Raw genomic sequence first — 21,016 nt, 5'->3', positions numbered from 1 at the left:
GACCGGTTCGAATATTGAACGAGATTAGAGGGCGGTTTCCCGGGGTGGCAAGAGATGGCGCGCAGGTTCCGGTGGCGGCGCCGGCCTCACAGACGCTCGACCGAGGCCTGACGATCCTGCGCGTGGTCGCCGACAGCGACGAGCCGCTGTCCATCGCCGAGATCACCTCGGCCGTGGGCCTGCACCGGTCGATCACCTACCGCATGCTGCGCACCCTCGAGGAACACGGTCTGGTGGCCCGCGACTCCGAGAACCGCTACCGGCCGGGCGTCGGGCTCGCCGGCCTCGCGCGTCGGGTGGCGCCCCACCTGCGCACCGCCGCCCTGCCCCACCTCTCGAGCCTGGCCGACGCAAGCCGCAAGACGGCCTTCCTCGTGGTTCCCGACGGCCCTGACGCGGTGACCATCGCCGTCGAGGAGCCCCGGTTCTCCGTGCTCCACGTGACCTACCGGCCGGGGGCGCGCCACGAGCTCACCCGCGGCGCCCCTGGGATCGCCATCCTCGCGGGTCGGCCGGAGCGGGAGTCGGACAGCGCGAGGGTCCGCGAGGCGAGGGCCCGGGGCTGGGCATGGTCGACCAGCGAGGTCATCGCCGGCTTCAGCGCGTGCGCGGCACCGGTTCACGACTCCACCGGCGAGTGCGTGGGCGCCCTCAGCGTGGTCTACGGCGGTGAGGCAGACCTCGACGTGCTGAGCGCGCAGGTCGTCTCGGCGGCCCAGGCCCTCGGCGCCGACCTGTGAGGAGCCGGCGTCCTCAGGCCCGGGTCTTCAGGGCGAGCTGGCGCTTGATGCGGCCCAGCATGCCCACCATGCCGCGCAGCCGCAGTGGCGAGACGGCCTCGGCCAGCGAGAAGCGGTAGGGCGCGTCCTCGGGCACCGCGAGGATCTCGTCGACCGTGAGCTGGTCGAGGCCCTGGTGCAGGATGCCGGCGAACCCGCGGGTGGTGGGTGCCTCGGCAGGTGCCGAGAAGAACAGCGAGACGACCCGCTTGCCGGGCTCGGGTGACGACTCCTCGTCGACCTCGACCGTCAGGAACAGCGGCGACTGGCACTCGTGCACCTGTTCCATCTTCTCGGGCGCACCGGCATACCGCTCGGGCAGCTCGGGCAGCTCCTCACTGAACTCGAGGAGCAGCTGGAGTCGTTCTGCCACAGGCAGATCGGCGAAGTCCTCCGCGATCTCCGCGAGGGCGGCCGGGAGGCCGGTGGTGTCAATAGCGGCGGTCACGGGCTCCTCACCTCTCCACCGGCACGCGCACGGCGTTGCCCCACTCGGTCCACGAGCCGTCGTAGTTGCGGACGTTGTCGAACCCGAGCAGGTGGGTCAGCACGAACCAGGTGTGCGAGGAGCGCTCACCGATGCGGCAGTAGGCGACGGTCGGCTCCTCGGGCTTGAGGCCCTGCTCCTGCAGGTAGATGGCCTCGAGCTCGGAGCGCGACTTGAAGGTGCCGTCCTCGTTGGCGGCACGCGCCCACGGCACCGACTTCGCGCCGGGGATGTGCCCGCCGCGCATGGCGCCCTCCTGCGGGTAGTCGGGCATGTGCAGCAGCTCGCCGGAGTACTCGCCGGGGGAGCGGACGTCGACCAGGGGCCCGCCGAGGTGGGCCAGCACGTCGTCCTTGAAGGCGCGGATGGGGGCGTCGTCGCGCTCGACCACAGGGTAGTCGGCGGGGGCTGGGGAGGGCACGTCCTTGGTCAGCTCGCGACCCTCGGCGATCCACTTCGCGCGGCCGCCGTCGAGCAGGCGCACGTCCTCGTGGCCGAAGAGGGTCATGACCCACAGGGCGTAGGCGGCCCACCAGTTGTTCTTGTCGCCGTAGATGACGACGGTCGTGTCGCGACCGATCCCGCGCGCCGACATCACCTTCGCGAACTGCTCGCCGTCGACGTAGTCACGGGTGAGCTGGTCGTTGAGGTCCTGGTGCCAGTCGAGCTTCAGCGCGCCGGGGATGTGCCCGGTGTCGTAGAGCAGCACGTCCTCGTCGGACTCCAGCACGACGACGCCGTCGGGGTTTCCGACCTCCATCCGGCTCGCCAGCCACTCGGTCGAGACGAGGCGCTCGGGGTGGGCGTACTCGGCGAAACGGGGCTCCGGGGTCTGCGTGTCGGCCATGCAGCCAACGATAGACCGGCGCTCGTGCGGTGCCCGTGGCAGGATGGGCGGACCGTCATCAGAGAGGGCGATCATGGGCATTCTGGGCATGGATAAGGACGACACCAAGACCGCCGCCAAGCGGGCCTCGGCGCTCGAGCAGGCCAGCGCGGGGCCCGAGGACCACGGCGCGTTCGGCAACAGCGTGGTGCGCCTCATCGAGTCCGTCCTCGACACGGGCATCGACGGCAAGGGCCCGTTCCACTCGGCCCAGCAGGTGGCCGACGTCGCGCTGTCCAACCACCCCGACAGCGAGCAGGCCATCGACGCGATCGTCTCCTCGCACCTCAAGCTCGCGGCCGCCGGTGGCTTCGCGACGGGACTCGGCGGGTTCGTCACGCTGCCGGTCGCGCTGCCGGCGAACGTCGTCGAGTTCTACCTCGTCGCCACCCGCATGGTGGCCGCGGTCGCCTCCGCGCGCGGCTACGACATCCGCCAGCCCGAGATCCGCGCCGCGGTGCTGCTCACCCTGGTCGGCGCCGACTCCGACGACCTGCTCAAGAAGGCAGGGGTCACTGCCACGGGCCGGCTGTCCAACCTGGCCGCCCAGCGGCTGCCCGGCCCGGCGCTGATGGTCGTCAACAAGGCGGTCGCCTTCCGCCTGCTCAGCCAGGTCGGCAAGAAGGCGCTGGTGCGGATGGGCAAGGCGCTGCCGGTGGTCGGCGGGGCTGTCGGCGCCGGGCTGGACGCCTACCTGCTCAAGCGGATCTCCGAGCAGGCCCGTCACGAGTTCCCGCGCCGCAGCCGGGGCCACTGACCGCCCGCGGGTCCGAGCTGGCCCGGTATGCCGTCGGCGCGCCGGGAATGCCCAGGGGTCCCCGCACGTTGGCACCGTGTCCGGCCGAATGTGCCCGGATGTAGGGAGAGATCGTCGATGGCCATGTCCCGCTGGGGAGTGCTTCGCACCCTCGCCACTGCCCTTCGCTCAGCCGTCCGGCCCGGTGGGCCGGGCCTCGGTGAGCGGCTGTCCGCCCTCCCTCGCCTCCTGCGCGCCACGCTGCGCGGCGAGTACCGGGGGACGACGACCGGCAAGCTGTTCCTCGTCGCCGCCGCCGCGGCCTACGTGCTCTCGCCGGTCGACCTCGTGCCGGAGGCCTTCCTGACCCTGTTCGGGCTCGCCGACGACGCCATGGTGGCCACCTGGATCGCCGCGACCGTGGTCAACGAGACGGACGCGTTCCTCGCGTGGGAACGCGCAGGCGCGTCCAGCGGGGACCACGGCCCTGCTGCCGGGGGCCGTCCCACGGGAGCCGGCTGGTCCGAGACGGTGCCCGGCGAGGTCATCCGCTGAGGCGCTGACCGGGCCGGTTGTGCACAGGGGGTGCCCGGCCCGCCACGTCGTGCACAGGCGCGCGGCGGGCTCTCCCTGAGGTGGCGGCGGGCCCGCCAGCGTTGGGTCCATGAACCCGATCCGGCTCCGCGGCCCCGCCGACATCCTCGCCGCCCTTCCCTTCCAGCTCGGCTACCACCCCGAGGAGGCGGTGGTCGTGGTCGCCCTCACGGGCCGGGCCATCGGACTCGTCCAGCGCATCGACCTGCCGCCGGAGCAGCACGTCGAGGCCGCCGTCACCTCCCTGCTCACGGCGCTCGCCCGCGAGGAACCCGACTCGGTGCTGCTCGTGGGCTACGAGTCCGCTGCCGGGGCAGCCATGCAGCTGCTCGACGGACTCGACGCGGCGTGTGGCGGGCTCGGCATCGCGGTGCTCGACCGGCTCGTCGTCCGGGACGGCCGGTGGTTCGCGCCGGACTGTGACACGGGGTGCTGCCCCGGCGAGGGGACGCCCCTGCCCGCGCCGGGTGAGATTCCTGCCGTCGCCGACTTCGTGGGCCTCGAGATGGCGCCTGTGCGCGACCGCGCTGCGCTGCGCAGCCAGCTCGCCCCAGACCCAGCCCGTTGCGCCGAGGTCGCCGAGGTGCTTCGCGGGATGGTCACGGCGGAGCAGGAACCGGGTCGCCACCTGCGGGTGCTGGGGACCCGCGAGGAGGCGGTCCGCCGGCTGCGTCAGCTCTCGCGCTGGGCGGTCGTGTGCGACGTGTCACCGGCCCGACCTCCACTGGAGGGACTCGCCGCCGAGGAGGTGGCCGACTGTGCCGTGGCCCTGCGCGACCTCGCACTGCGCGACGGGCTGATCGGGTGGCTGTGCCCGGGCACCCTGCCCCTCGACGCGCTCGACGACGACCTCGTCGACCAGCTGCGCAGCTGCCTCCAGCCGCCTACGTGGGCAGCTGCGTCGCCCAGCCCCGAGAGCGCAGTCGCGGGCCGGCGCCTGCAGGCACGCCTCGTGCAGCTGTGCCGGATGCTGCCGGACGAGCACGCAGCCCCCGCGCTGACCGTGCTGGCCAACCTCACCTGGTGGCTGGGTGACGGCGCGCTGACCCGCGTCGCCCTCGAGCGAGCCCTGGAGGTCGAGCCCGGCTACCGGCTGGCCCGACTTCTCGAGCGCATGGTGGACCTCGCCATCCGACCACGCGAGAGTGCCTGAGCCAGCCGTCCAGAGATCGGACAGGGGAGGGGGGCTGGGGGAGGGCGTCCTATGCTGTCGCCCAGGTCACGAGTTCCAGTGCCAAGCCCCGGCTCGCTGGACGGCAACCCTCCTCGCGGTGGGGTGCCCCGGGTGAGGACCGGGCCGTGGCTCGACGTCGCGGCAAGCGCGACTGCCACAGGAGTTCTTCGCAGATGACCACGACGTCCAGCCCCCGGCTCTCGATGGGCGCCTGGCGTGAGGGCGACCCGGTGGGGGACCGGTCCTTCGTCTCGGTCGGTGCCGTCGAGCTCGAGGCGGGCGGGTGGCTCCCCGAGGTCACCGTCGCCTACGAGACGTGGGGCACCCTCAACGAGTCCCGCGACAACGCGATCCTCGTCGAGCACGCCCTCACCGGCGACAGCCACGTGTCGGGTCGGCCCGGGCCCGGGCACGCCACGCCCGGCTGGTGGGACGGGCTCATCGGACCGGGGTGCCCGTTCGACACCGACACCCACTTCATCGTCGCCGCCAACGTCCTCGGGGGCTGCCAGGGCACCACCGGCCCGTCGTCGACGGCTCCCGACGGGCTGGCGTGGGGCAGCAGGTTCCCCTTCGTGACGATCCGCGACCAGGTGGCGGTGGAGGCGCGGCTCTCCGACCACCTCGGCGTGGAGCGCTGGAGCGCCGTCCTCGGCGGGTCGATGGGCGGGATGCGGGCCCTGGAGTGGGCGGTCACCCACCCCGACCGGGTCGCCACCGCCATCGTGCTGGCCTCCACGGCCTACGCCACCGCCGAGCAGATCGCCTGGTGCCAGCCGCAGCTGCTCGCCATCCGCAGCGACCCGGACTTCCACGGTGGCGACTACTACGGACAGGCGAAGGGCCCCGAGCACGGCCTGGGCATCGCCCGCCGGATCGCGCACGTGACGTACCGCAGCGAGCTCGAGCTGCACGAGCGGTTCGGCAGGCTTCCCCAAGGTGGCGAGCAGCCGCTCGGCGGCGGCGGTCGGTATGCCGTGGAGAGCTACCTCGACCACCACGCGGGCAAGATCGTGGGGCGCTTCGACGCCAACTCCTACCTGGTGCTGACCGAGGCGATGAACTCCCACGACGTCGGCCGCGACCGAGGCGGTGTCGTCGCCGCCCTGAGACGCATCACCGGCCGGCTCGTCGTGGCCAGCGTCGACTCGGACCGGCTCTACCCGCCACGGCTGTCCGATGAGCTCGCCGCCGCTGTGCCCGACGCGGAGCACTTCACCATCGCCTCCCCCCACGGCCACGACGGCTTCCTCATCGAGACCGAGCAGGTGGGCGCCATCCTGCGCAAGGCCGTCGGGCGACCGGCCGGGACCGGGGAAATCCGGTAGCGTCTGCGCACCGGGCGTTCCCCAAGCGCGCCGGACGTCGACCAAGGAGGTTTCAGTGGCCATCGTTGTGGGTTATGTGCCTACGAAGGAAGGTCGCGCAGCTCTTCGTCGCGCTGCCGACGAGTCCCTGCTCCGCAAGACGAAGCTGATCGTCATCAACTCCAACCGCGGAGGCAAGGACTACGACGGCAAGGAGGCAGAGCGCTTCGAGAAGGAGCTCCAGAACGTCCAGCGGGAGCTCGACGAGGTCAGTATCGAGCACGAGGTGCGCCAGCTGGTCCGCGGAAACGAGCCCGCGGAGGACCTCATCGCCGTCGCGGACGAGGTCTCGGCCGACTTCATCGTGATCGGCCTGCGTCGCCGCACCCCCGTCGGCAAGCTCATCCTCGGCTCGAACGCCCAGCGCATCCTGCTCGACGCGTCGTGCCCTGTCCTGGCCGTCAAGGCCGAGGCCTGAGCCGCACGCTCAACGCCGCCTGTGAAAGGCCCCCGGGGCCCCGCGAGGGGCTGATCCCAGGGGCCTTTTCGGGCTCCGGTGCCAGAGCAGGGCCTCCGATGGTTTTACAATGTCACCTACGCATACCGGCGAACAGGTCACCGCAGGGCACCACGAGCCGGTTGTCGTGAATACTTCCGCCCCCACTGTTGTTGTCAAGGTCGTGCGCTTCGGCCCTGATGGCGTGCGCTGCTCTGTCCGCGACGAAAGGTAGTCCGTGTCGCCTGTGTCCAAGAACGCCTCCGAGAGCCCGGCCCGTCCGCTCCCCAAGGAGTTCGCGCACCCCGCGCTGCAGAACCTCGTCCTCCTGGGCAGCACGAACGGGTCGGTGGACAGCGAGCAGCTGCGCACCGCCCTGGTCGACGCCGAGGTCGAGCCCAAGCGGATGAAGGCTGTTCTGCGCTCCCTCGAGGAGCAGGGGATCTCGATCACCCTGGACACCGCCACCGCGACGCGCGCCGTCGCGGCGACCTCGTCCGCACGGCGCACCGCCTCCGCCTCGACGAAGAAGGCCGCCGTGAAGAAGACGGCCGCCAAGAAGACCGCCTCCGCTGACGAGGCGAAGACCGCCACGAAGAAGGCCGCAGCCAAGACGGTCTCCAAGACCGCGACGGCCAAGACGGCCAGCGCCACCGCCGAGGCGCCTGCCGCCAAGAAGGCCGCGGCCAAGAAGGCCAGCACCACCGCCGAGGCCTCCGCCGCCGCGGCGGCTCCGGCCAAGAAGGCCGCGACGAAGAAGGCGGCCAGCAAGAAGGCCGCAGCCTCGAAGGCCGCGCCCGGCACCGAGAGCGCCGAGGCCGCCGAGCCCGGCGACGTCGAGGAGGACCTCGAGGCCGAGCCCACGGACGTCGTCGAGTCCGAGCTCGAGGAGGTCGTCATCGAGGACGACACCGAGGACGCGGAGGGTGGCGCCGCCACCGCCAAGACCGCGGAGGCCGAGGAGGAGGGCGGCTTCGTCCTGCGCGACGACGACGAGGACGACGCCCCGGTCCAGCAGGTCGTCACCGCCGGTGCCACCGCAGACCCGGTCAAGGACTACCTCAAGCAGATCGGCAAGGTCGCGCTCCTCAACGCCGAGCAGGAGGTCGAGCTCGCCAAGCGCATCGAGGCCGGCCTGTTCGCCGAGGAGAAGCTGAACTCGGGCGAGAAGATCGACATGAAGCTCAAGCGTGAGCTCTGGTGGATCGCCCAGGACGGCAAGAAGGCCAAGAACCACCTGCTCGAGGCCAACCTGCGCCTCGTGGTCTCCCTCGCCAAGCGCTACACCGGTCGCGGCATGCTCTTCCTCGACCTGATCCAGGAGGGCAACCTCGGCCTGATCCGCGCGGTCGAGAAGTTCGACTACACCAAGGGCTACAAGTTCTCGACCTACGCGACGTGGTGGATCCGCCAGGCCATCACCCGCGCGATGGCCGACCAGGCGCGCACCATCCGCATCCCGGTGCACATGGTCGAGGTCATCAACAAGCTCGCCCGCGTGCAGCGCCAGATGCTGCAGGACCTCGGTCGCGAGCCCACCCCGGAGGAGCTCGCCAAAGAGCTCGACATGACTCCCGAGAAGGTCGTCGAGGTCCAGAAGTACGGCCGCGAGCCGATCTCGCTGCACACGCCGCTCGGTGAGGACGGCGACTCCGAGTTCGGTGACCTCATCGAGGACTCCGAGGCGGTCGTGCCGGCCGACGCCGTGAGCTTCACGCTCCTGCAGGAGCAGCTGCACTCGGTGCTCGACACCCTGTCCGAGCGCGAGGCGGGTGTCGTCTCCATGCGCTTCGGCCTCACCGACGGCCAGCCCAAGACGCTCGACGAGATCGGCAAGGTCTACGGCGTCACGCGTGAGCGGATCCGCCAGATCGAGTCCAAGACCATGAGCAAGCTGCGCCACCCCAGCCGTTCACAGGTGCTGCGCGACTACCTGGACTGAGAAGTCCACCGGAGTCCGGTCCTCACACACAGGTCAGGTGCCCCAGCGGGCACCTGACCTGTGTGTGGCCTGCGAAGCGCGACAAGCCGGCGCGTGATTACTCCGGCTGTGGCCGGTCCGCCGCGGTGGCGAGGTCGGTCACGAAGTCCTCTGCGAACCGCCTGACGCCGTCCCACTCGGTGTAGACGTAGTCGCGCGAGGTGTCCGTCCCCAGCTGGCCGGGCTTGTCCTGGGCGATCTTCTTCATGAGGTGGCGCTTGACGAACCCGTAGTGGGTGTAGAGGAGCGCGCCACCGAAGAGAGCCACCCTGTCGGGGCGCCAGCCCGTCTCCTGCTCGAACTGCTCGACGTACCCCTCGGCCTCCGCGGTGTCCCCGTGGGCCGCCAGGCTCACCGAGAAGAACGCAGACGGCAGCCTGTCGAGGTCGTCGCGGTTCCTCTGCACGAACTCCACGACGTGCTTGTCGTGCTTGCCCATGTGGATGGAGGCGCCGATGACCACGCCGTCGCAGCCGTCGGGGATCACGCCTCGTGACGCCTTGACGTCCACCGCGTCCACCTCGATGCCGTGCGCGCGGATCACGTCGGCCACGACCTCGGCGATCGTGGCGGTCTGCCCTTCGGTGGTCCCGTAGGGGATGAAGATCCTGGTCATGGTCGTGGCCCTTCCCTGGGTGTGGTCGACAGGGCTGCGCGGATCGGCACGCAGGCCCCCACGGGCACTGTGCAGTGGCGCGAAGGGGCGGCGAAGGGGCGAAGGTCACCCAGAGCAGGTGCGGCTCTGCCGGGGGCGGCTCCCTGCGTGCCGTCCTGCATCTGACGCCAATTCGGACGTCGTGGGCTCTATGGTGGCCGGGAGATGAACTGAGCGTGAACTCCTCGTCCCACACGGAGGGTCAAGATCGTGACGCTGACGCCGACGTCGCAGAGCAGCTCCACCAAGGAGCGCACCGGCTACTGGGATGCCTACTACGGGCAGCAGCACAGCCACGCGCGCCCGCTTCCCTCGCAGTTCGCCACGTTCGTGGCGGGCGAGCTCGAGGGCCGTCAGCGGGTGGTCGAGTTCGGGTGTGGCAGCGGGAGGGACTCCATCTTCTTCGCCTCCTACGGCCACGACGTGACCGGTGTCGACGGGTCCGCCGCCGCGGTCGAGAACTGCCGCGCGCTGAGCGAGGCACTGGGGGTTCCGGCCACCTTCGTCAACGCGATGGTCGACGACGAGTCCCTCGCCAGTCGGCTGGGCTCCGGCAGCGGACCGCTCGCGATCTACGCCCGGTTCTTCGTGCACGCGATCACCGACGACGAGGAGGAGACCTTCCTCGACCTCGCCGCCGAGGTGACGTCACCGGGCGACATGCTGGCGGTCGAGTACCGCACCGTCCGCGACCAGAGCGGTGTGAAGGTGACGGGTGCCCACTTCCGCCGCTTCGTCACACCGGCGACCTTCCAGGCTCGGGCCCTGGGCCGTGGCTTCGAGGTGGCCTACGCGGTCGAGGGCTTCGGGTTCGCCAAGTACCGCCAGGACGACGCGTATGTTGCCCGCGAGATCTTCACGCGACGCTGAGGGGACGCGGCCCGCTGTGCAGCCGGAGGTGTTGCGCGGCCTCCTCGCCGCGGCTCGTCTGCACTTTCCCGACCTCGAGCTGACGGCGCCGTCGGGCGTTCTCAGCGTCGCAGCACCACCTGGGCCGATCGACCAGATCCGCATCGAGGCTGGCCCGGCCGGGGTGCTGCGGCTGCAGTCCGTCGGACTGGTGGCCGCGGATCGCTCGGACGTGTCCCGACGGGCGTCGGTCGAGGTCAGCGGTGCCGAGGTCGCCGGGGGACGCCGCGGCGATGCTCGTCAGCTGCTGGACTTCGACGACCCGACGGGTCCGGGCGTGCAGACCCCGCCGGACGAACAGGGCTGGTGCCAGGTCACGCTGCGACGACCGGCGGAGCTGACCCGGATCCTCGTGCGAAACGTCGCTGCGAGGACCGCAGCCCAGAACTGGGGTCTGCGCGTCCTCGCCCGCTCGGGTGGGGAGTGGACCGTGGTCTACGACCACGCCGCGAGGACGGCGGAGCTGGACCGCTTCGTGCGGCAGCTGCCACGGCACCGGGACCTCGACCCCGAGACCACGGCCGTCCTCCCGGTCCTGCCGCTGGTCGTCGCCGGCTCCTACGCACCGGCCCGTCAGGCCTTCGATGCCGCCGCGCTCTCGCCGGAGAGCCGCAGGATCTTCCGGTCCGTCGTGACGGAGGACCTCCTGGCGTCACGGAGCCTGGAGTGGACCGTGCACGGGCCCCAACGCTGTTTCCGCTTCTGGGCCGAGCAGGAGAAGCGTGACTACGTCCGGTTCGCCGCCGACGTCGCGCAGGCGCTCTCGGGCCTGACGCCCCACGTGTGCTTCGGCTTCGGCGCCGCACTGTGCGTGGTCCGTGACGGGGACCTCATCCCGCACGACGACGACCTCGACATCATCATCGGCTTCGACCCCGACGAGGCCGCCAACCTCCCGGCCGGCCTCAAGCGGGTGGAGGACCACCTGAGGCCGCTCGGCTACACGGTCTCCGGGAACTTCTCGGCGCACCGCCACGTGCGGCTCGGCTCCGGCAAGCACGTCGACGTCTTCGTGGGGCTGTTCGAGGGCGACACGATCTCGTGGTACCCCGGGACGCGGGGCGCGCTGGACCGGCAGACCATGTTCCCCGTGTCGGAGGGCTCGCTGCTCGGCGTGCCCTGTCGCCTGCCCCGGAGCCCGCTGCGCTACCTCGAGGTCCTCTACGGCCCGGGTTGGCGCATGCCGGACCCGGGCTTCCAGCACACCTGGGACCGCTCCGCCTACGCCGACCTGGTGAGCCGGGGCACCGTCCCGAAGGCGGTCAGCAGCACCTAGGCGTGCCCCGCCCGGAACCGCCCGGAACCGCCCGGCACCACCCGGCATCCCTGAGAACCCGGGACCGGCCCCATGTCGGAGCGGGCGGTCAGTCCCTGCCGACCCGGGCCTTGGCGGTGTCCCATGCGCGCTGCACCGGGCGGGCGGCAGCGACGCGGCGCTCCCGCCACTCGACGAGACCGTCCTGGGGCCAGAGGAGGGCCCGCACCCGGTCGCGTCGCCGGCGGACACCCGAGACCGCGTGGACGACGCGGTCGGTGTCAGCGCGGATGTCGGTCAGGGTTGCGCCGGGGCGGGCGTAGCGCGAGCGCTCCACCGTGTCGACCACCCGTCTCAGGGACTCGACCTCGGGTCCTTCGAGATAGGCCTCGCGCTGGTAGAAGCGGCCTGCCTGCCGTGGGGTGCTGCCCCGTGGAGCCACCACTCCTAGGTCGCCGATCCGCTCGACCATGCTCTGCCACTCGACCTCCACCCGGTGGGCGTCGTCGTCCGCCTCCCGCAGCCTGCGCCGGTGGCGGAGGCGGGCGGCCACCGGGACGGCCAGCGTCCCGGCGACCCCGACGACGAGCCCCAGCAGCAGCCAGCCCAGGAGGGTCAGGCGGCCGGAGGACCACCAGATCGAGAGCACGCCGGTGTCGGAGGCGTTCGCGGGGTCGAGCGGGTCCTGGGCGCCGGGGTCGTTGGCGCCGCTGTCGCGCCGGGGCGCGGAGGTGGCCGAGGTCGTGGGCGTGTCGGTCGGGTTCGCCTCGGGATCCTCGGTGGTCGCCTGCTCCAGCGAGTACCCCGGCGCCAAGCCGCTGCGCGCAGGGGGAGTGGGCTCGAAGCGCAGCCACCCCGCGCCCTCGAAGTACAGCTCCGGCCACGCGTGGGCGTCGGCAGCCCGCACCGTGAAGACGCCCTTGTCCAGCGTGCCGGGGAGGAACCCGATCGCCATCCGCGCAGGGATGCCGCTGGCCCTGGCGAGCATCACCATGCCGGTGGCGAACTGCACGCAGTAGCCGGTGCGGGTCGTGAGGAAGTGGGTGACCGGGTCCAGTGCCACCTCCCGGCCCGCGTCGTCGCGCACCGGGCCCGCGAGCTTGAGCGAGTAGGTGTAGGCGCTGCTGCGCAGGTGCTCCTGGATGGCCATGGCGGCCTCGATGCGGCTGGCGCCCCCCGGCACGACCTGCTGGGCGAGGGCTTGCACGGCGGGCGCGGACTCGCGGTCCAGCCGCAGCTCCTCCGAGTGGGACAGGTCGGTGAGCCGGTCGGTGGGCGGCTGCTCGAGCAGCGAGCGCGGGGGCTCGAGCTCGACGTACTCCATCGTGTAGGACTCGGCAGACCGGTTGGTCGTCGCCACCTGGGTCCGCCGGTCCAGGCCCCAGGCGACACCGTCGAGGTCGCCGGCCACCAGCGGGTAGGGCGTGGCGACCTGCGGGGCCTGCAGCCGCGAGCCGTCGACATTGAGCCGGAACCGCTTGCGGGGCACGTCGTCGCCGATCTCCGGGGGGAGGGTGACCTCGGGCCGCCGGCTGAGCTCGGCCTCGGGCCGTTCGGGCCGCCACTCGCCGTCGCGGTAGCTGGTCAGCACGCCGACGCGCAGGGGGGTCGGGCTCGGGGCCGTGGTCGTGTAGGACAGGACCGGCGACATTGACCGGTCCTCGAGGCTGCGGGTGAGGTCGAGGGTGCTGGTGATGCCGATCTGACCGTCGCTGAAGCCGGTGGCGTCCGTGGCGCGCCCGAGGCCGTCGACGAGGTAGCGCGTGGGCAGGTGGGGCGTGACGACGGGCAGGACGACGGCCGCCGCCAGCGCGGCCACGCCGAGGGTGCGGCCCAGCGCCGCGAAGCTCATGGACCCGTCCCGGTCGAGGGAACCGCGTCCCCGGCTCTGCAGCGGGGCCGTCGTGCCCCACCGCCGCAAGGACGCGACGCCCTGTCGGCCGACCATCACCAGCCACACGGTGGCGGCGATGAGGAAGTACACCGGGTGGAGCGAGCTGCCGGAGTTGGAGGCGGAGATGAGGAACGCGGTCAGCAGGGGCAGGCCGGCCAGTGCCGGGGAGCGGCGCATGACGGCGAGGTGGTCGACGAGGATCGCCACCAGGGCCATGGCCAGCCCGATGCCCAGAATGATGCCGCGGTTGGTGGGGGCCGGGGCGGCGTGGTTCTGGATGGTCTCGCGGGCCAGGACCAGCAGGTTGTTGAACGCCAGCACCATGTCCACGGTGGGCAGGCCGTGCCACAGGTGGCCACGCCCGTAGATCCAGCCGGACCCGACCACGACGGCAGCCAGCTGCAGCAGCACGACACCCGTCTTCGAGGTCGTGAGCCGACGGCCGAGCAGTCCGGCGCCGGCGACGAAGGCGACCATGAGGATGGTCGGGCGGACCCACGTGCTGGGCGTGAACAGGGTGGTCAGCGGCCAGCTGACCACGATCGTGGCCAGGGCCGCCAGGGCCGTCTCGGGAAGGCGCGTCCGGTTCATGCCGGCACCGGGCTCGAGGCCCCAGCCAGAGCCGTCCACACGGTGGCGAGCGCGTCGTCGGCGCGCACGACCGCCACGGTCCAGCCGGCGGTGCGCAGCACCGACACGCACGGCGGCGCGGGGGACGCTGCCTCCGGGCGACGCTGCGCGGCAAAGCTCGGCGCGTCCAGGACCATGGCGAGCCCGGTGCCTCCGGGCTGACGAAGCGCGGCGACCTGTCGGGCCAGGTCCTCGTCGAGCTCGGTGACGATCGCGATGACCAGGCCCCCGGACGAGGTGAGGGGGTGCGCGCTGTGGATCACCTCGGCGAACTGCTCGAGCTGTCCGGCGTGCGCCTCGGCCAGGACCTCCAGCGCGTGGTCGAGGTCGATCGCCGCCCCGGCTCGGCCGCTGTCGGCGGTCTCGTCGGTGACCAGGTGGACGGCATACGTCTGCTCGCACAGGTGGGCCGTGATCGAGGCAGCGGCGGTGACCGCCCACTCCAGCGAGCTCGAGCTCCCGCTGCCGCGGTGACCCGAGGCGCGCGAGTCGAGCACGACCACCGCGCGACGCCGGGCGGGGCGGTCCTCCTGGCGCACCATGAGGTCGCCGGTCTTCGCGGTCGCCGGCCAGTGGATGCGACGCAGGTCGTCACCGTCCCGGTAGGCGCGGATCGAGACGTCGTCCTCGCCGTGCAGCGCCACCATGTGCGGGATGGCCCCCTCGGCGCCGATGCCGCTGCCGGGCGGGCGGCTGGATCCCAGCTCGAGGACGCGGGGCAGCACGAGAATGTCGCCCGCGCCGCTGATGGCGGCGACCCGGGTGCTGAGGCCGAACGGGTCGCGCAGCCGCACCCCGAGCGGACCGAGCCGGTGACGGCCGCGCACGTGCGAGCGCACTGTGTAGTGCACGTCCTGCCGGTCGCCGCGGCGCAGCCGGGAGATCACGAAGCGGGGGCGGTCGCCGAGCGCGTAGTCGAGCTGCTCCTCGGCCATGATCAGGGGGCTGGTGCTGGGCCCGGCGTTCTCGATCGTGAGGGTGACCGTCGACGGCTCGTCGACCTGGACCCGCCCGGGACGAGCCGTGCGGTCGAGGGCGAAGCGCAGGTCGTGCCGCCGCATGAGCAGGGCGCTGAGAAGGGGCAGCGCGATGAGCAGCACCCCGATCCGGGTCAGGTCGGAGAACCCGAGGCCGACCCCGCACAGGCCCAGGGTGATGCCCGCCGAGACGAAGGCGCGACCGCGTGTGGTCAGCAGGTCACGGAGCCGGCGCACGACGTCCCACCCGCCTCTCAGCGGTTGGCCGAGGGGACCGGCACCCTGCGCATCAGGTCGTGCAGGACGTCGGCCGTGGTCTTGCGCGCGAGCTGCGTCTCGCCGGTGGGGATGATCCGGTGCGCGAGGACGGGCACCGCGATCGACTGAACGTCGTCGGGCAGCACGTGGTCGCGACCCTCGAGAGCCGCGTGGGCGCGAGAGGCCCGCAGCAGCTGGAGGGTGGCCCGCGGGGAGGCGCCGAGCCGCAGGGCGCTGCTCGAGCGGGTGGAGGCGGTGAGGTCGACGACGTACTGCTTGATCGACGGGCTGGTGTAGACCTCGCGCACCGCCCTGACCATCGACGACACCGTCTCCGCGTCGGTCACCGGGGTCAGGTCCTCGAGCGGGCTGGACTGGCCGTGGGTGTCGAGCATGGCGAGCTCGGCCCGGGTCGAGGGGTACCCGAGGGAGATCCGGGCCATGAAGCGGTCGCGCTGCGCCTCGGGCAGCGGGTAGGTGCCCTCCATCTCGATGGGGTTCTGCGTGGCCATGACGATGAACGGGCGGGGGAGGCCGTAGGTCTGGCCGTCGACCGTCACCTGGCCCTCCTCCATGCACTCCAGCAGCGCCGACTGCGTCTTGGGCGAGGCGCGGTTGATCTCGTCGCCGACGACCACGTTGGCGAAGATCGCGCCCGGCCGGAACTCGAAGTCGCGGACGTCCTGGTTGAACACGCTGACACCGGTGATGTCGCTGGGCAGCAGGTCCGGGGTGAACTGCACCCGGCGCACCGAGCAGTCGATGGACCGTGCGAGGGTCTTGGCGAGCATCGTCTTCCCGACGCCGGGCACGTCCTCGAGCAGCAGGTGACCCTCCGCCAGCAGCACGGTGATGGCGGTGCGCACCACGTCGGGCTTGCCCTCGATCACGGAGTTCATGGCCTGCGCGAGCTGTCCGGCCACCTTGGTCACCAGGTCGAGCGAGGCCACCTCGTGCCCGTGGCCGTGGGGGTGCCCGTCGTCGGCTGCGGCCATCTGGTCGTGCACGAGTCGTCCCTCCGTCGGCTCCGTGATCGCCACGTCCGCCGTCCCTTCGTTCGATGTCGATCGATCTTCCCCCACAACGCTCCACCGCGACAGAGGTATGCCGCGGAAGTGACGTCCGGGGAACGCGCTGCGGGGCGTCATCGTGCCCGTTTCGGCGGGTTTGCGGGTCGGGTTCGCGCCGATCCGCTCCAGATCGTCACCGGTCGGTTACCGGAACGGCGTCGTGGGCCCCCGTCGGGCCCTGTTTGTCGATCAGTCCCTCCACTTTGCACCACCGCTGCTGACCTGCGAAAACGTGAGACTCATATCGAAGAATCTGCCAGTTTGGGCAGCAAAGTGGATAACGGTGGAGTAAAGTGGGGTGCACAAGAGGTCGGTGGTGCGGCACAGACGCCAAGAGGGGAGGTGCGCGGCGTGTTTCTCGGGACCCACAACCCCAAGCTCGACGAGAAGGGCCGCCTGTTCCTCCCGGCCAAGTTCCGCGACCGCCTCGCCGAGGGCCTGGTCGTCACGCGGGGGCAGGAGCGCTGCCTCTACGTCTTCCCCATGGACGAGTTCGTGCGCCTCGCCAACCAGATGCAGCAGGCCCCCACGACCAGCAAGGCGGCCCGCGACTACATGCGCGTCTTCCTCTCGGGTGCCTCCGACGAGGTCCCCGACAAGCAGGGCCGCGTCACCATCCCCGCCGCACTGCGCGAGTACGCCGGCCTGGCCAAGGACTGCACGGTCATCGGCACCGGCGCCCGCGTCGAGGTCTGGGACACCGCCGCGTGGAACTCCTACCTCGAGAGCACCGAGCAGGCCTTCGCCGACCAGAGCGAGGAGGTGATCCCCGGACTCCTCTAGCCGGCGCGGTCCCTGGAGCCAGGTCTCCAGCCGCTTCGCCACCCGAGGCGACTTCCCCCGTCTCGGGCGACAAAGCGGATGGAGACCTGACCGCAGGGCCCACCACCCGCCGCACCCAGCCAGCCTGCAGACGCACCACCCCCGCACCGCCCCGCACCACGCGACAACCACGCACCACACCAGGAAGAGACGCGCATGAGCACCAGAGGACGAGCCGAGGACCGGCACATCCCTGTGCTGCGCGACCGCATCCTCGACCTGCTCGCCCCTGCCCTCACCGAGCCCGGTTCGGTCTACGTCGACGGCACGCTCGGCATGGGCGGGCACGCGCAGGCGGTGCTCGAGCGCTGCCCGAACGCCCGGCTCGTGGGCATCGACCGCGACCCGGAGGCGCTGGCGCTGGCGGGGGAGCGGCTCGCTCCCTGGGGCGATCGCGTGACGCTGGTGCACGCCGTCTACGACGAGGTCGCCGCGGTCGTGGCCGACCTCGGCGTCGACGCGGTGCAGGCAGCGCTCTTCGACCTCGGCGTCTCCTCCCTCCAACTCGACGAGGCCGACCGCGGGTTCGCCTACAGCCAGGACGCGCCGCTGGACATGCGCATGGACCAGAGCCGCGGGCTCACCGCGGCGGACGTCCTGAACACCTACGAGGCCGCCGAGCTCGAGCGGATCCTGCGCGAGTACGGCGAGGAGCGGTTCGCCCGCAAGATCGCCGCCGCCATCGTCCGCGAACGTCGGTCCGAGCCGTTCGTCACCTCGGGCCGCCTCGTGGAACTGCTCAAGAAGGTGGTGCCCGCGGCATCCCAGAAGAGCGGCGGCCACCCGGGCAAGCGCACCTTCCAGGCGTTGCGCATCGAGGTCAACGCCGAGCTCTCGGCCTGGGCGGCCGCGCTGCCCGCCGTCATCGACACCCTGGCCGTCGGAGGCCGGGTGGCGGTGCTCAGCTACCACTCGCTCGAGGACCGCATCACCAAGCGGGTCTTCGCCGCCGGCGCGCGCAGCAGCGCCCCGGAGGGCCTGCCGGTCGAGCTGCCGGAGCACCGCCCCTACCTGCGCCTGCTGACGCGCGGGGCCGAGGAGCCCAGCGCTGCCGAGAAGGCCGCCAACCCCAGATCTGCGTCGGCCCGGCTCCGGGTCGCCGAGAAGACCCGCACCACGAAGGGACAGCACCGATGAGCCAGATGACTGCGACGGCGAGGGTCGCATCACGGGCACCCCAGCGCCGCGCCGCGGCACCCCAGCCGCTCCGGGTGGTCCCGGGCAGGGCCGGCCACCCCGGCAGCGCGATGTTCGCCGCGCTCTGCATGCTCCTGCTCATCGGCGGCCTCATGGGCCTGCTCATGCTCAACACCTCGATGGCCGAGGGCTCCTTCACCCTGCACCGGCTCCAGGCGACCTCCGGGGAGCTCACCGACACCGAGCAGGCGCTGACGGCCGCCATCGACGCCCAGAAGGCACCGGCCAACCTCGCAGCGCGCGCGGCGGAGCTCGGCATGGTCCCGGCGGACTCCGCGGCGTTCCTCCGCCTCAGCGACGGCGCGGTGCTCGGCGTGGCGACGCCGGCCAAGAAGCGCCCCGGCTTTACCGTGGTGACGGCCCCGCAGGCCAAGCCGACGCGGGCGCAGGCCGGGGGGTCCCAGGGTCTGCCGGCCGAGCCGAGGACCACGATGACACGCAAGGGGGACGTGACGACGACGACCGTGGTGGTGACCAAGCCCGACGGATCCGTCGTGACCACCACCACGAGCGTCAACGCCCGCACGAAGTCGACGACGAGCACCACGGCCACGGCCCGCCCCAGCCAGGCACAGGCCGCCGAGCGGGGCCAGGGGGCCGCCGCGACCGGCCAGCAGAACCGCGGGGCCGCCCCGGCCCAGGCGCCGACCCCCTCCCGGTAGGACGCCCTTCCGCCCCGGACCAGCCGGTCCCGACACCACCCGACAGCAGCGACCAGAGGTATCGACGTGACGCAGCCCCGAGGCACTCGCCCGGGCCAGCCCGGCTCGGCGGGGAAGGCCGGCTCGGCCGGCGGCTCCCGGACGCGCGCGCCACGGCCCGCTGCGCCGACGTCGAGCGCGGCGCGCCGCGGCGCGCCGCGCGGTGACGGCACCTTGCACCCGAAGGCATCCTCGAAGGCGGGGCAGCCCCGTTCCACGGGTGGTCCGGGCCAGCGACGGGCCCCGGGGGCGCCGGCCCGTTCCCCGCGCGGCACGGCCACGGGCGCAGCCGGGGTGCCGCGGGCACCGCGGCCCCCGCAGCGAGCCACGCCGCCGCGACGTCCGGCCGGGCGCCCGCCGAAGGGCGTTCGCGTCGGCACCGCCAGCCCGCGGCGCAGGATGCGGGTGATGACCGTGGCGGTGCTGTTCGTGTTCAGCATCTTCGCCGCCCAGCTGCTGCGCCTGCAGGGGTTCGACGCCTCGGCCACCTCGCAGGACGCGCTCGACTCCCGCATGGCCACGGTGCCCATCCCGGCCATGAGGGGACGCATCCTGGACTCCCAGGGCACCGTCCTGGCGTCGAGCATCGAGCGCCGCACCGTGACCGTCGACCAGACGGCGGTGGTCGAGTACAAGAAGACCGTCGACGGCGTCTACACCGAGGTCGGCGTCGCCGGCGCGGCTGCCGACCTCTCGACGCTGCTCGGCGTGCCGGCCAAGGAGCTCGAGCCCGTGCTCACCGGCAAGGCCCGCTACCGCGTGGTGGCCAAGAACATCACGCCGCTGAACTGGCGCAAGATCGCCGCCCTCGGCATCCCGGGCATCTACAGCGAGCCCACGTCCGAGCGGAACTACCCCACCTCGACCGCCGCGGCGTCACTGGTCGGGTTCCTGCGGGACGACGGCAGCGCCGGCGCCGGTGTCGAGGTGCTCATGGACAAGGCCCTCTCCGGCCAGGCGGGGAAGACGGTCTACGAGCAGGCGCTGGACGGCCGGGTCATCCCCACCGGGCACCAGCAGACGACGCCGGCGATCCCCGGCCGCGACATCCGGCTGACCATCAACTCCGACATCCAGTGGTTCGCCCAGAACGCCCTGGCGCAGAAGGTGATCGAGACCAGAGCCCTGTCGGGCACCGTCGTCGTGCAGCACGCCCGCACCGGTGAGCTCCTGGCCGTCGCGTCCTACCCGACGTTCGACCCCAACACCCCGGGGCAGAGCCAGGGCAACTGGACCAACAAGGCCTTCAACGAGGTCTACGAGCCGGGCTCGACCGCGAAGGTCATCACGTCGGCGGCGGCCCTCGAGGAGGGGGTCGTCACGCCCCACACGGTCGTCGAGGTGCCCAACCGGATCTACCGCGCCGACGGCCGGGCGTTCATGGACAGCCACGACCACCCCACCGAGTACCTCACCTTCGCCGGCGTGCTGGCCCAGTCCAGCAACATCGGCACGGTGCTGGCCGGGGAGAAGATCCCGTCCTCGAAGATGCACGACTACTTCTACCGGTTCGGCCTGGGCCAGACCTCGGGGATGGGCTTCCCCGGCGAGGGCAAGGGCATCCTCGAGCCCGCCAAGGACTGGGACGGCTCGCAGAAGGTCACGGTCCTGTACGGCCAGGGCCTGTCGGTCAACGCCCTCCAGGCGACCGGGGTGTTCCAGACCATCGCCAACGACGGCGTGCGGGTCCCGCCGCGCCTCATCGCCTCGGTCGGCGACGGCAGGGGCGGCTTCTCCCCGGCCACGCCGGCCAAGCCGGTGCGGGTGGTCTCGCCCGAGATCGCCAAGCAGGTCCGCGACATGATGGAGGGTGTCGTCGGCAAGGAGGGCACCGCTCCCGAGGCGAAGATCGAGGGCTACCGCGTGGCCGGCAAGACCGGCACCGCCGACCGCTACGACGCCAAGGCGCGCGGCTACTCGGGCAAGACGGCGAGCTTCATCGGCTTCGCCCCCGCCGACGACCCCCAGCTGGTCGTGTCGGTCACCCTCCAGCGACCCATCAAGGGGTACTTCGGCGGTGTCGTCGCCGGGCCGGTGTTCCGTGACGTCATGACCTACGCCCTGCAGGAGCTCGAGATCCCGCCGACCGCCACGACGCCGCCCAAGGTCCGGGTCAAGGCGGAGGAGACACCCGCCAAGGGGGACCCCACCGTGCTCCGCGACACCAAGTCCGACGACGTCCGCCGCAGGTGAGGCCGGTAGTCTCCT

19 protein-coding genes and 1 riboswitch are annotated in these 21,016 nt (G+C 71.9%); of the genes, 13 read left to right on the top strand and 6 right to left on the bottom strand.

Annotation, left to right across the window (positions count from 1 at the left end):
* Nucleotides 1-44: 44 nt before the first annotated feature.
* The gene (locus P0Y31_RS09100) at nt 45-740 is read left to right on the top strand and encodes an IclR family transcriptional regulator (protein ID WP_345803623.1); all 696 of its coding nucleotides are present in this window, start codon (nt 45-47) and stop codon (nt 738-740) included.
* Between the two features lie 13 nt (nt 741-753).
* Here the strand turns inward: P0Y31_RS09100 and P0Y31_RS09095 are convergent, their stop codons facing one another.
* Both P0Y31_RS09095 and P0Y31_RS09090 read right to left on the bottom strand, forming a co-directional pair.
* Complete coding sequence (locus P0Y31_RS09095) at nt 754-1,227, bottom strand: SufE family protein (RefSeq protein ID WP_275868481.1); 474 nt, start codon at nt 1,225-1,227, stop codon at nt 754-756.
* A 7-nt stretch (nt 1,228-1,234) separates the two neighbouring features.
* The gene (locus tag P0Y31_RS09090) at nt 1,235-2,113 is read right to left on the bottom strand and encodes a sulfurtransferase (protein ID WP_275868479.1); all 879 of its coding nucleotides are present in this window, start codon (nt 2,111-2,113) and stop codon (nt 1,235-1,237) included.
* A gap of 73 nt (nt 2,114-2,186) precedes the next feature.
* On the opposite strand from P0Y31_RS09090, the gene P0Y31_RS09085 reads away from it, so the two are divergent.
* The 6 genes from P0Y31_RS09085 (at nt 2,187) to P0Y31_RS09060 (ending at nt 8,401) form a co-directional block, all read left to right on the top strand.
* Complete coding sequence (locus P0Y31_RS09085) at nt 2,187-2,909, top strand: EcsC family protein (protein ID WP_275868478.1); 723 nt, start codon at nt 2,187-2,189, stop codon at nt 2,907-2,909.
* Nucleotides 2,910-3,032: 123 nt separating this feature from the next.
* Entirely contained in the window at nt 3,033-3,443 is a 411-nt protein-coding gene (locus tag P0Y31_RS09080) for a YkvA family protein (protein WP_275868476.1), read from the top strand.
* A 109-nt stretch (nt 3,444-3,552) separates the two neighbouring features.
* Nucleotides 3,553-4,635: a DUF4192 domain-containing protein gene (locus P0Y31_RS09075; protein WP_275868474.1), complete on the top strand. Its 1,083-nt coding sequence runs from the start codon at nt 3,553-3,555 to the stop codon at nt 4,633-4,635.
* Nucleotides 4,636-4,699: 64 nt separating this feature from the next.
* A riboswitch (SAM riboswitch) is annotated at nt 4,700-4,810 on the top strand.
* 19 nt (nt 4,811-4,829) lie between these two features.
* Entirely contained in the window at nt 4,830-5,984 is a 1,155-nt protein-coding gene (locus tag P0Y31_RS09070) for a homoserine O-acetyltransferase (RefSeq protein WP_275868472.1), read from the top strand.
* A 55-nt stretch (nt 5,985-6,039) separates the two neighbouring features.
* Complete coding sequence (locus P0Y31_RS09065) at nt 6,040-6,441, top strand: universal stress protein (protein WP_275868470.1); 402 nt, start codon at nt 6,040-6,042, stop codon at nt 6,439-6,441.
* Between the two features lie 265 nt (nt 6,442-6,706).
* Nucleotides 6,707-8,401 (top strand): RNA polymerase sigma factor, encoded by a 1,695-nt coding sequence (locus P0Y31_RS09060; protein WP_275868940.1) that lies wholly within the window; start codon nt 6,707-6,709, stop codon nt 8,399-8,401.
* Between the two features lie 97 nt (nt 8,402-8,498).
* Here P0Y31_RS09060 and P0Y31_RS09055 read toward each other — a convergent pair whose 3' ends face one another.
* Entirely contained in the window at nt 8,499-9,056 is a 558-nt protein-coding gene (locus tag P0Y31_RS09055) for a flavodoxin domain-containing protein (RefSeq protein WP_275868467.1), read from the bottom strand.
* Between the two features lie 249 nt (nt 9,057-9,305).
* On the opposite strand from P0Y31_RS09055, the gene P0Y31_RS09050 reads away from it, so the two are divergent.
* Together P0Y31_RS09050 and P0Y31_RS09045 are read left to right on the top strand one after the other, a co-directional pair.
* Nucleotides 9,306-9,965 (top strand): class I SAM-dependent methyltransferase, encoded by a 660-nt coding sequence (locus tag P0Y31_RS09050; RefSeq protein WP_275868465.1) that lies wholly within the window; start codon nt 9,306-9,308, stop codon nt 9,963-9,965.
* A gap of 16 nt (nt 9,966-9,981) precedes the next feature.
* Nucleotides 9,982-11,280: a hypothetical protein gene (locus P0Y31_RS09045; protein WP_275868464.1), complete on the top strand. Its 1,299-nt coding sequence runs from the start codon at nt 9,982-9,984 to the stop codon at nt 11,278-11,280.
* Between the two features lie 88 nt (nt 11,281-11,368).
* On the opposite strand, the gene P0Y31_RS09040 is transcribed toward P0Y31_RS09045, so the two are convergent.
* Genes P0Y31_RS09040 through P0Y31_RS09030 form a run of 3 tightly spaced genes read right to left on the bottom strand, consistent with a single transcriptional unit; the run spans nt 11,369 to nt 16,013 of the window.
* Entirely contained in the window at nt 11,369-13,744 is a 2,376-nt protein-coding gene (locus P0Y31_RS09040) for a DUF3488 and transglutaminase-like domain-containing protein (protein WP_275868462.1), read from the bottom strand.
* On the bottom strand, nt 13,741-14,997 hold the full coding sequence (locus P0Y31_RS09035) for a DUF58 domain-containing protein (protein ID WP_275868460.1): 1,257 nt from the start codon (nt 14,995-14,997) through the stop codon (nt 13,741-13,743). The genes P0Y31_RS09040 and P0Y31_RS09035 overlap by 4 nt, the downstream gene beginning before the upstream one ends.
* A 17-nt stretch (nt 14,998-15,014) precedes the next feature.
* Entirely contained in the window at nt 15,015-16,013 is a 999-nt protein-coding gene (locus tag P0Y31_RS09030; RefSeq protein WP_275868938.1) for a MoxR family ATPase, read from the bottom strand.
* Between the two features lie 426 nt (nt 16,014-16,439).
* Between P0Y31_RS09030 and mraZ the strand changes: the two genes are divergently transcribed.
* From mraZ to P0Y31_RS09010, 4 genes are all read left to right on the top strand, one after another.
* Entirely contained in the window at nt 16,440-16,871 is a 432-nt protein-coding gene (gene mraZ / locus P0Y31_RS09025) for a division/cell wall cluster transcriptional repressor MraZ (RefSeq protein ID WP_275803637.1), read from the top strand.
* Between the two features lie 195 nt (nt 16,872-17,066).
* The gene (rsmH, locus tag P0Y31_RS09020; protein ID WP_275868458.1) at nt 17,067-18,047 is read left to right on the top strand and encodes a 16S rRNA (cytosine(1402)-N(4))-methyltransferase RsmH; all 981 of its coding nucleotides are present in this window, start codon (nt 17,067-17,069) and stop codon (nt 18,045-18,047) included.
* Nucleotides 18,044-18,769: a hypothetical protein gene (locus P0Y31_RS09015; protein WP_275868457.1), complete on the top strand. Its 726-nt coding sequence runs from the start codon at nt 18,044-18,046 to the stop codon at nt 18,767-18,769. The genes rsmH and P0Y31_RS09015 overlap by 4 nt, the downstream gene beginning before the upstream one ends.
* Nucleotides 18,770-19,216: 447 nt before the next feature.
* On the top strand, nt 19,217-21,001 hold the full coding sequence (locus P0Y31_RS09010; RefSeq protein WP_275868456.1) for a penicillin-binding protein 2: 1,785 nt from the start codon (nt 19,217-19,219) through the stop codon (nt 20,999-21,001).
* Nucleotides 21,002-21,016: the final 15 nt, after the last annotated feature.

The organism is Knoellia sp. 3-2P3, assembly GCF_029223115.1.
Lineage (GTDB): Bacteria > Actinomycetota > Actinomycetes > Actinomycetales > Dermatophilaceae > Pedococcus_A.
This window is presented reverse-complemented; position numbering and strand designations above follow the sequence as displayed.